11 protein-coding genes are annotated in these 10,489 nt (G+C 72.2%); 2 read left to right on the top strand and 9 right to left on the bottom strand.

Translation table 11 applies throughout. The features are described from left to right. Positions 1–6 precede the first annotated feature (6 nt). A complete protein-coding gene (locus OMK64_RS14445) occupies positions 7–633 on the bottom strand; it encodes a YitT family protein (RefSeq protein WP_272729064.1) in 627 nt (208 codons plus the stop codon). A gap of 193 nt (positions 634–826) precedes the next feature. Further along, positions 827–1,465, bottom strand: a complete 639-nt coding sequence (locus OMK64_RS14450) for a DUF2231 domain-containing protein (RefSeq protein ID WP_272729065.1) — start codon at positions 1,463–1,465, stop codon at positions 827–829. A gap of 442 nt (positions 1,466–1,907) precedes the next feature. Between OMK64_RS14450 and OMK64_RS14455 the strand changes: the two genes are divergently transcribed. Next, positions 1,908–2,765, top strand: coding sequence for a hypothetical protein (locus OMK64_RS14455; RefSeq protein WP_272729066.1), 858 nt, complete (start codon positions 1,908–1,910; stop codon positions 2,763–2,765). Positions 2,766–2,895: 130 nt separating this feature from the next. Here the strand turns inward: OMK64_RS14455 and OMK64_RS14460 are convergent, their stop codons facing one another. From OMK64_RS14460 to OMK64_RS14490, 7 genes are all read right to left on the bottom strand, one after another. Further along, positions 2,896–3,813 carry a carbohydrate ABC transporter permease gene (locus OMK64_RS14460; RefSeq protein WP_272729067.1) on the bottom strand — a complete coding sequence of 306 codons (918 nt, stop codon included), beginning with the start codon at positions 3,811–3,813 and terminating at the stop codon, positions 2,896–2,898. After that, on the bottom strand, positions 3,810–4,766 hold the full coding sequence (locus OMK64_RS14465) for a carbohydrate ABC transporter permease (protein WP_272729068.1): 957 nt from the start codon (positions 4,764–4,766) through the stop codon (positions 3,810–3,812). Before OMK64_RS14465 ends, OMK64_RS14460 begins: the two co-directional genes overlap by 4 nt. Next, positions 4,766–6,151, bottom strand: coding sequence for an ABC transporter substrate-binding protein (locus OMK64_RS14470; protein WP_272729069.1), 1,386 nt, complete (start codon positions 6,149–6,151; stop codon positions 4,766–4,768). The genes OMK64_RS14465 and OMK64_RS14470 overlap by 1 nt, the downstream gene beginning before the upstream one ends. Positions 6,152–6,335: 184 nt before the next feature. Further along, positions 6,336–6,476 (bottom strand): hypothetical protein, encoded by a 141-nt coding sequence (locus OMK64_RS14475; protein WP_272729070.1) that lies wholly within the window; start codon positions 6,474–6,476, stop codon positions 6,336–6,338. A 144-nt stretch (positions 6,477–6,620) separates the two neighbouring features. Continuing rightward, positions 6,621–7,319, bottom strand: coding sequence for a GntR family transcriptional regulator (locus tag OMK64_RS14480; protein ID WP_272729071.1), 699 nt, complete (start codon positions 7,317–7,319; stop codon positions 6,621–6,623). A gap of 50 nt (positions 7,320–7,369) precedes the next feature. Further along, positions 7,370–8,713: a glycosyltransferase family 2 protein gene (locus OMK64_RS14485; protein ID WP_272729072.1), complete on the bottom strand. Its 1,344-nt coding sequence runs from the start codon at positions 8,711–8,713 to the stop codon at positions 7,370–7,372. A gap of 47 nt (positions 8,714–8,760) precedes the next feature. Then, positions 8,761–8,940 carry a hypothetical protein gene (locus OMK64_RS14490; RefSeq protein ID WP_272729073.1) on the bottom strand — a complete coding sequence of 60 codons (180 nt, stop codon included), beginning with the start codon at positions 8,938–8,940 and terminating at the stop codon, positions 8,761–8,763. 152 nt (positions 8,941–9,092) lie between these two features. Here OMK64_RS14490 and OMK64_RS14495 point away from each other — a divergent pair, with 152 nt between their 5' ends. Next, positions 9,093–10,412 carry a nucleotide sugar dehydrogenase gene (locus OMK64_RS14495; RefSeq protein ID WP_272729074.1) on the top strand — a complete coding sequence of 440 codons (1,320 nt, stop codon included), beginning with the start codon at positions 9,093–9,095 and terminating at the stop codon, positions 10,410–10,412. Positions 10,413–10,489 lie beyond the last annotated feature (77 nt).

Here is a 10,489-nt window from a genome sequence, read left to right on the forward strand (position 1 = left end):
GGCGGGTCAGAAGCCCGTGTAGCGGCCCGGCCGGTGGTTGAACGTCACGACGAGGCTCAGCAGGACGGCGCCCGCAGCGGACACGAGCACGTCGAGCGGCGGGGCCACGGTGAACGCCGCGAGCACGACGAGCGTGTCGAGCGCCATGAGCACGTGCCCGGCGCGGATCCCCGACCGCTCCTGCAGCAGGACCGCGACGATCGAGAACCCGCCGACGCTCGAGCGGTGCCGGAACACGACCAGGATGCCCGTCCCGCACAGCAGGTTGCCGACGACCGCAGCGAACCACGGGTCGACCGACGCGACGTCGAGGTGCGCCGCGGTGACCGCGGTGCCGAGCGAGACCAGCCCGACGGTCGCGGCGCTGCGCAGCGTGAACGACCAGCCCGACCGGTGCGCCGCGAGCGCGAAGAACGGCACGTTGAGCGCGAAGAACAGGACGCCGAGCGGCACGTCGACGACGTGTCCGAGCAGCAGCGCGGCGCCCGCGATCCCGCCCGTGACGAGCCCACCGGTCCGCAGCAGGGACATGCCGACCGCGACCAGGACGACGCCCGTGAGCAGGCCCAGCAGGTCCTCGGCGCGCCCGTGCGGGATCGCCGTGGGCAGCGTCGGGGTGTCGGTGGTGGCCATGGTGTCGTCCTCGGGTGGCGTCGTCGTGGCGGGCGACGCTGCCCGGGAGGGGTGCGCGGCTCGGTGCTTCGCGCGCGCAGGACATTGTCACCGACGACGACGCTGCCGCCTACGGGACGAAGGGCGGTCGGCCCTGAGTCGCGGAACTCGACCGTCGGTGCCGGACGCGGACGCGCGTACCGGCGGAGCTCGATCAGCGCACGGGGGCGTCGGGGTCGCGCGGCGGCGACCCGAGGACGTACGCCATGTGTCCGCCCAGGAACCCGCCGACACCGAGCGCCGCAGCACCGGCGGCCGACGCGAGCAGGCCGACACCCCGGTTGCCCTTGCGGCGGGCCAGCCACGACGCGGTGTAGCAGGCGAGCGCGACGCCGTTGGACGCCGCGTGCACGACGCCGACGCGCCGCGTCCGGTCGTCGGCCGTCGACCAGTCCGCCCACCCGGTGGCGACGACCGGTCCGGTCGCGAGGACGCCCGCACCGATGAGCCGACGGGCCGCCTTCTCCTGCCCGACCGCGTCGAGGACCGCCGCACTCATCCAGAGACCGATCGGGACGTCGGTGAGCAGCGGGTGCGCCGCGTGACCCAGCGGCTTGCCGCGCAGCAGCCGGCGCAAGCCGTCGTGCTGGAGGGGTCCGCGCCACAGCGCGGCGACCCGCTCGACGACCGGGTCGAGCTGGTGCGCGTTCTCGAGCGCCTGGGCCAGCCGGTCGGCGACCGAGTCGGCGCGCGGGCCGGCGTGCCGACCGATCGTGTGCTCCCCCGCGCTGTGCTGCCCGACGGGGTCATGCTCGCCGGACGCGTCGCCGTGCGTGGTGTCGGCCGTGACCATGAGGGCCTCCTCGGGTACGTCGCCGTCGAGGACTCGACGGCGGGCTCACCGGCCGCGTCCTGACCGTCCTGTCGACCCTACGCAGACCCCGGTGGACGTGCCCGCCCACGGATGGCGCGGTCCGGTGTCGCCCCGCTCGTCGCGCTCAGGCGGGCCTCACCTCCCGCCGGTGTCGTTGCTGGCACCATGCAGCCATGGCAGACCCGTGGTCATGGCGCGCGCGACTGCGGCGGCACCTCCGAGCGACCCGAGCGTCCAGCAGACGACGGCTGTCAGCGATCACACGCAAGGCGTCCTCGCTGGAGGGCCAACGCATCATCGCGATCACCATCGCCGTGACGCCGCTCTCCTGCTCTGGCTCCCACCCTTGTTCGCCCCTTCGGCACGAGACAGCGAGCACGCCCCAGGGCAGAGCCTCTACGTCGTGCCGACCCACCCACACGTGTACGACGGGGCCGTCGGCAACATGGTCGACGTCAGCGTCACCGGCGCCCGCACCTCCCTCCTGCAGAACGTCCGGCTGCAAGACCCCACGCCGCACATCGACGTGAAGCTCGTCTTCTGGGTCCGGCCCGAGCAGCTCACCGACATCTCGGTCACCGGGTTCGAGATCGGCCTTCCGGCGGCTGCGACCAAGCTGCGCTGGCGCGAGGGTTGCCCCGGCAGCCGCTGGGACGACGCGAACGGCGATACGGACCCGTGGAGCACCGACCTTTTCCCAGCGAGCATGAACGTCGCCGAGGGCTCAGCCACGACCGAGCTCAAGCCGTGCTTCTACCCGACGGCGGGCAGCCAGTGGGCACAAGGTGTCTTGCAGTTCCAGCTGCACCTGTCCACGCTCGCGCGATACAACCAGCGCTCGGAGTCGATCGAGAAGCAAGTCAACGAGCTCACGTGGGCCCTGCCCTCCGAGGCTGTCTTCCCGATACACGCCTATGTCACCGACAGCATCCTCACCATCGACCAGATGAAGGGGCTGCCCCCTGACGCCCCGGGCTCACCGACGCAGCTGGCACAGCTACCGGTGCTCCTCACGGTGTGCCCAACGTGCGAGGCGGACCCGGTCATCGGTGAGACCGCCGAGACAGGCTTGGACACCCACAGCAAGATCACGAACGTCGGCGCGCAGGACAGTCTGCTGTGGGCCACCAAAGACCGCCCATGGTCGACGGTCGACGAGGCACGCGGAGAACTTCAGGCCCTGCTGATCGGCAGCGCCCTGGCCGCTGGTGTGACCTGGGTCATCACCGCCGCACGCGCACGGCGGCGCGACCCGGATGGAGACGAGCAGTCGGCGTGAGCGCAGCCGGGCGCGCACCGTCGTCCGCGCTCTCCAGTGCTCCCGAGGGACGAGGCAAGGCTCTGCGGCGGGTGGTCTCGCGCGTCGGTGTACGAGGGGACCGTCGTCACGCGCGGACACGCTGGCGACGTCAGCCCTTCGAGCCCGTCGTCGCGATGCCCTGGACGAAGTGCCGCTGACCGAGGAAGAACAGGATGATCATCGGGATCGTCGTGATGACGCTCGCGGTGACCACGATCTCCCAGTGCCACTCCCCGCCGAACCCGAACTGGTCGAGCATGGCCTTGAGCCCGCGCGGCACCGTGAAGGTCGACGAGTCCTGCAGGTAGATGAGCGGGCGCATGAGGTCGGTCCAGGCGGCCTGGATCTCGAACAGCAGCGTGAGGATCAGCGCGGGCTTGCACAGGGGCGCGGCGATGCGGGCGAAGATCGTCCAGTTGCCGGCGCCGTCGAGGCGCGCGGCCTCGAACAGCTCGCGGGGCAGGCCGAGGAAGAACTGGCGCAGCAGGAAGATGTAGAACGCGCTGCCGAACAGGTTGCCGCCCCACAGCGGGGTGAGGCCGCCGACGAGCCCGAGCTCCTTCCAGATGAGGTAGGTCGGGACCATCGTGACGGCGCCGGGCAGCATCATCGTCGCGAGCACGAGCCCGAACAGCGGCCCGCGGCCGGGGAACCGGAAGTACGCGAAGCCCCACGCCACGAGCGCCGACGAGAACGTCACGGTGACCGCGGCGAGCGTCGTGACGATCACGGTGTTGACCAGCCACGTCGCCATCGGCGCGACCTGCCACACCTCGACGTAGTTCTGCAGCGTGAACGTCCGCGGGATCAGGCGGTTGTCGAACACCTCGCCGCGCGGCTTGAACGACGCCGACAGCAGCCAGACGAACGGGTAGACGAAGACGAAGGTCGCGACCACGAGGGCCGCGAGGACGGCGATCCGCCCGGCGAGCCGCCGGGGCGTGCGCCGCTTGCGGACGGTCACCGCCTGCGGGGCCGCCGTGACGACCCCCTGCGGCATGCGCGTGGCCTCGGCCGCGGACGTCATCGCGCGTCCCCCTCGTAGTAGACGACGCGGCGGCTCACGAGCATCTGGACGGCCGTGATCGCCATGATGACGAGGAACAGCAGCCAGGCGAGCGCCGACGCGTACCCCATGTGCAGGTACTCGAACGCCTGCTGGAACAGGTAGATGGCGTAGAACAGCGCCGCGTCGTTCGAGTAGGTCGTGTTACCCGAGCCGAAGAACGCGGTGTACGCCTCGGTGAACAGCTGGAGCGCGGCGATGGTGTTGACGACGACGACGAAGAACAGCGGGCCGCTGATCATCGGGAGCGTCACGGCGCGCGTGCGGTGCCAGAAGCCGGCGCCGTCGACGCGGGCCGCGTCGTACAGGTCGGTCGGGACGTTCCGCAGCGCCGCGAGCAGGATGATGACGGTCGACCCGACGGTCCACAGGCCTATCATCACGAGCCCGGGCTTGACCCAGTCCGGGTCGGTCGTCCACGCGGGCCCGTCGATGCCGAACCAGCCGAGCATCGTGTTGATCGCGCCGCGCTGGCCGTTGAACAGCAGCAGCAGGAGCACGCCGATCGCGACGGGCGGCGTCATCTTCGGCAGGAAGAACGCCGTGCGGAAGAACCCCGCCGAGCGCGCGGCCCGGTCGAGCAGCAGCGCGAGGCCCAGCGCGAGCAGGATGTGCGCGGGCACGGCCATCACGGTGTAGATCAGCGTGTTGCGCAGGGCCAGCGCGACCTTCGGGTCGGCGAACAGCTCGCGGTAGTTGTCGAACCCGACGAACCTCGGGTCGCTGATGACGTCGTAGTCCGTGAGCGACAGGTAGGCGCTGTAGATCATCGGCCACGCCGTGAAGACGAGGAACCCCACGATCCACGGGGCGATGAACCACCAGGCGTGGCGCGCGTCGCGGCTCGACACGCTCGACCGGCGCCGGCGCGGGGCCTCGACCCCGGCCGGCGCGGTCGTCGTCGTCGCCGCCATCAGTCCGTCGTCCCGCCGTCCCAGCGCTCCCAGGCCGCGTCGAGCGCCTTCTGCGCCTCCTCCTGCGCCTGGGCCAGCGCCTCGGCCGGCTCCTGCTGGCCGTTGAGCACGCGGTTCACCGCGTCCTGCCACGCCGCCTTGAACTCGCTGTCGGCGGGGTTCGCGGGCAGCGAGAACGTGTGCTCGTTCGCCTCGTACATCGCGTTCACGCCCGACGCCCACGGCTCGTCGGTGACCGTCACGAGCGTCGAGCGGATCTCCTCGTCGGCCTTCTCGTTGCCCGTGAGGACGCCCGTGAAGACCAGGCCCTCCTGCTCGCGCGCGTCGGCGCGCGCCTGCGCCGCGGCCATCCAGCTGTCGAACGACACCATCGACGCCGCGAACCGGCACGCGGCCTCCGCGTTCGCCGAGCCCGCGGGGATCGCCCACGCCGAGCCCGTCGCGTACGCGAGCGGCTCGCCCTCGGGCGTGCGGAACGCGTCGAACGCCATGGGTGCATCAGGCGAGTTCTCGTTGAGCACGTTGATGTACCACTGCTCCATCGGCATCGCGCCCAGCGTCGACGACGCGAACTGGTTGCCCGACCCGAAGAAGTCCGCCGCGTCGCGCGCCGACTTCACGCCCGCGAACCCGCCCTGCACGTCGTAGACGTTCACCGCGAACTCGAGCGCCTCGAGCACCTTCGGGTCGTCGAGCTGCGCCGTGCGACCGTCCTCGGACAGCAGGTCCGCGCCGTTCGCCTTGGCCCACAGCGGCAGGAACTCCGGCATCTTCGAGTCGTACCCGATGACGCTCACCGCACCGCCGTCGGACTTCGAGAGCGCCGTCGTCGCCGCCGTGACCGCGTCCCAGTCGGAGCCGTTGACGTCCTCGATGGTCAGGCCCGCGGCGTCGAGCAGCGACTGGTTCGCCATCGTGAGCTGCACCTGGTTGAACTCCGGCACGCCGTACAGCTGGTCCCCGAACGTCACCTGCGCGAGCGCGGCGTCCCGGAACGCGTCCTGGTCGATGTCCTGCGACGCGTAGCACTCGTCCAGCGGCACGACGGCCCCGCGCGAGGCGAACGTGCCGATCTGGTCGCGGTTCGCGTACACGATGTCCGGCGGGTCACCCGCGGCGACGGCCGACAGGAACGCCTGGATGTCGAGGTCGCCCTCGATCAGCGACACGTCGACGTCGGGCATCGACTCCTCGGCGCGCGCCAGACGGGTCTCGCCGATCTCGTCGCCCGCGCCGAAGCCCATCACGGTGAGCTTCCCGGAGACGTCCGCATCGGGGTCGAACGACGGCGCCGCCGTCCCCTCGCCGCCACCCGTCCCGCGGGCGCACGCCGTCAGGACCAGCAGCACCGCTGCACCCGGGACCGCCCATCGCACTGCACGCATCGGAGCCTCCGCCTGGCTCGAAGGGCGACGGACGTCGCCCCTGACGCGCTCCGAACTGCCTCAGGGCTTCCCCCAATATGAACCGCTTCTCCCGGCTCGGCGAGCCGAAGCGGTTCTCCCGACGTCGCGACCTGCGGCGTCGGTGCACGTCGCCCGTGGCGGCGGGCGAGGGGTCCCCCTGCTGTCAGCCCGCGTCCGAGCGGTCCTCCTCCGACGACTCCGCCGCGTCCGTCACGTCGATCTTGCTCGGATCGGTCTCGGACTCGTCGGGTCCCTGACCGGCGCTGAGCGGCCCCCGGTCCTTGTCGTCCTGTGCGCGGTCCATGCGGAGTCCTCTCCCGGGACGCCCGGCCGCCGGGCCCCGTCGCACGCGGGGCGTTCTCGACGCCTCCACGCTACGAGCCGGTGCGCCCGAGCGCCATCGAGGTCGCGGAACGGGAGGTCCGAGATCCTCTCGCGGGACGACGGGTCAGCGCGCCCCGTCGTCCCGGCGGGCGTCCTGGCGCGCGAGCTCGATCACGTCGAGGACGAACTGCTCCCCGTGCACGCGCACCGTGGTCTCGAGGAGCTCGGGGTCGCGCGAGCGAGCGGCGGCGACGATCGCGCCGAGCCGCTCCGCGAACAGCAGCCGGGGCACCTCGGGCCCGAACAGGTTGAAGGCGCGGCGGATCTGCAGCCGCAGGCGCGCCATCGACGCCACGAGCACCGCGTTGTCGCACAGGTCGACGAACACGTCGAGCACGCCGATGCCGAAGAGGGGGTCGACGACCGGCTGAGGCTCGGCGGCCTCGCCGAAGGCCCGCCGCTCCGCGGACGCGAGCCACTCGACCTCGACGTCGGTCAGGTGCGGTTGCGCCAGCCGGGCGGCGAGGCCGGCCATCGCGCAGAAGACGACGGCGGTCTCCGCCAGGAGGTCGAGGTCGAGGGGTGCGACCCGGTAGCTGCGGCTGGCCTCGATGCGGACGAGCCCGGACTCGGCCAGCCGGCGCAGCGCCTCGCGTACCGGTGTGCGCGACACCCCGAGCCGCTCGGCGACCTCGGCCTCGCGCAGAGCCGCCCCCGGAGCCAGCCGACCGTCGACGATCTCCCGCTCGAGCTGTCGGTGGACGCCGTCGGAGAGCGCCGCCGCCGACGGGTGCGGGACGAGCGGTCCCTCGGACGCAGGCACCCGAACCTCCCGTGACGTGGGTCTGTCAGGCGTCAGCGTAGGGCCCGCGCTCACGCGGTCACCTCGACGTTCTGCCGGGTGCCCCACGCGACGTTCCCGAACGTCGCCATGGCGTACCAGCGCAGCGCGCGCAGGACGGTGACGTTCCAGAGGCCGACGAGCGGCGCGCACGCGAGGACGGCGAGGCGCTGGCCGGTGGTCTGGTCGCTGCGCCGCAGCGTGAGGTAGGGCGTGGTGACGAGCAGCTGGGCGCACCCCACGACGACGGCGGACAGGAGCCACGCGGTGGGCGAGAAGAGCGTGCCGGAGACCGCGAGGAGGACGAGCGCCACGGTGACAGCGGCGTACAGGGCCCAGCGCAGCAGGTGGTACCAGTACGAGAAGCGGCGGGTCGGCAGACGGCGGAAGCGGGTCCCGCTGCGCACGAGCGACCCGCGCATCCAGCGCAGCTGCTGACGGCGGTGACCGTCGAGGGTCGAGGGCATGTGCGAGAACGCGAAGGCGCTGGGCTGGTGCACGGTCCGACCCCGCTGCTGCGCGTAGAGCGTCAGCATGCTGTCGTCCGAGGTGTGCACGGGGCGGCCGAACAGCGTCTCGCCGAGGTAGTCGTCGACGTTGTCCCACAGGACGGCCGGACGGTAGACGGCGAGCGGTCCCGAGTTGACGAGTACCGAGCCCCTGCGCGACAGGGCCGCACGGTCGACGGCCTGCATCGACAGGAACCAGGCCTCCTGCATGCGGGTCAGCAGGTTGGTGCGGTAGTTGGTGACGAGGATCGTCCCGGCGACGGACTGCACGTCGGGGTCCTCGAACGGCTGCAGGGCCTCGTCGAGCGCGTGCGCGTCGAGCTGCGTGTCGCTGTCCACGGTGAGGTAGAAGTCCGCGTCCGGGAACGACCGCGCAGCCGTCACCTGCGCGTGGCGCTTGCCGCCGTTCGGCGTGCGCTGCCACGTCACGGCGACACCCGCCGCCTCGGCCGCGGGCAGGAACCAGTCCCGGACCGCCGCGTAGTCGCCCGACGTGGAGCCGTCGTCCACGACGCACACGGCGGCGGGGAGGTGCGTCTGGCGCAGCAGCGACGCGAGGCTGGCGCGCAGGATGGCGTCGTCCTCGTTGTACGCCGGCACGAGGACCGCGACGCGCGCCTCCGCGAGCAGCGCGGCCGCGGCCCCTCGCGCGCGGACGGGACGGTCGAACGCCGCTGTCCCGAGCTGCCAGACCAGGAGCCCGATCGCGACCAGGTACACCCACAGCACGGGGTTGCGTCCCGATGCGAGGGCGGTGACGCGTGACGCCGCCCACGCCATCGCGATCCCCGCACCGCCCATCAGCAGCCACGGCAGGTGGCTCGTGACGCGGTGGGCGCTCAGCGGTGTCGGATCGTGCTGGGTCATGGCGGACTCTCCTGCGGGTGGGGTGCGGGGACGGGTCGGACGGGCGGTCAGTCGTGCACGGCGGCGCGACGGCGGGCCACGCGGAGCAGGACCGCTCCGGCGACGACGGCGGCGACGGCCGCCGTGACGATCCACGCGGCGCCGGTGAGACCGGTGGCCGCGAGGCCGCTCGCGGCGGCGCCGCCGGCCAGGACCTCCGAGAGGACCGGGGTGTTTCCCTCACTCATGACATCTCCTTTGCTCGGACGGACGGTATACCCGATGCCTCCAGAGTGCCGCGGAAACGGCGATATCGCTCAGGACCATCGTCCCTGTTTCCGGCTTTCGGTATACCGATAGCGTGGAACACGTCAACGCACCCGACCGGAGGAAGATCCCGATGACCACCACGACGCTGACCCGCCCCGCCGACCCGGCCACCTCGCCCGTCCGTGCCGCCCTGTACGACGTCGCGATCGTCGGCCTCGGCTACGTGGGCCTCCCGCTCGCCCAGGAGGCCTGCCGCACCGGTATGGCGGTGGCCGGGTACGACCTGTCGGCGCGCGTCGTCGACGGCCTGACGCACGGCCTCTCGCACGTGGACGACCTCAGCGACGACGACGTGCGCGACATGGTCGCCGCCGGGTTCACGCCCGTCACCGACGCGTCCACGCTCGCCCAGGCGGCCACGGTCGTCATCTGCGTCCCGACGCCGCTGTCCCCGACCGGGGGGCCCGACCTCGGCGCGGTGCGCGGCGCGGTCCGCACCGTCGGCGAGCAGCTCCGGCCGGGCACCCTCGTGATCCTCGAGTCCACCACCTACCCCGGCACGACCGAGGACGTCGTGGCCCCCATGCTCGAGGAGTTCTCGGGCCTGCGTGCCGGCCGCGACTTCGCGCTCGCGTTCTCCCCCGAGCGCGTCGACCCCGGCAACGCCCGGTTCGGCATCCGCAACACCCCGAAGGTCGTCGGTGGGCTCACCCCGGCCTGCACCGAGCGCGCCGTCGCGTTCTACGGCCGCGTCGTCGACCGCGTCGTCCCCGTCCGCAGCACGCGCGAGGCCGAGACCGCCAAGCTCCTCGAGAACACCTACCGCCAGGTCAACATCGCGCTGGTCAACGAGCTCGCGCGCGCGTTCCACGAGCTCGACATCGACGTGTGGGACGTCATCGGGGCCGCTGAGACCAAGCCCTTCGGCTTCCAGGCGTTCCGCCCCGGCGTGGGCGTCGGCGGCCACTGCATCCCGATCGACCCGATGTACCTCAACCACCAGGTGCGCGAGCAGCTCGGCCGGCCGCTGCGGATGGTCGAGCTCGCGCAGGAGATCAACACGTCGCAGCCCGCGTACGTCGTCGAGCGCGTCGCCGAGCTGCTCGCCGCCCAGGGCCGCGACCTGCGCGGTGCGCACGTCCACCTCCTCGGCGTCACCTACAAGGCGAACATCGCCGACGACCGCGAGTCGCCCGCCACCCCGCTCGCCGAGCAGCTCGTCGCACGCGGCGCGCGCGTCACGTTCCACGACCCGCTCGTCCGTGAGTGGGACGTCGAGGGCGTGCAGCGCGTGGCCGATGCCGAGCAGGCCGCGGCCGTGGCCGGTGCCGACGTCGTCGTGCTCGTCCAGGACCACGACGCGTACGACGCGGACGCGCTGGCCCGCCGCGCCCGCACCTTCCTCGACACCAAGGGCGTCACGAGCACGCCCGAGGCCCGCACCCTCTGAACCACCCACCAGCCGGCCCGGCGGTTCGCGGTGCGGTTCTCCGGGTGCGGGTCCACCCTGGGAAGGCACCGGACGGT

Origin of the sequence: Cellulomonas fimi (assembly GCF_028527925.1) — a bacterium.
Classification (GTDB): domain Bacteria; phylum Actinomycetota; class Actinomycetes; order Actinomycetales; family Cellulomonadaceae; genus Cellulomonas; species Cellulomonas fimi_C.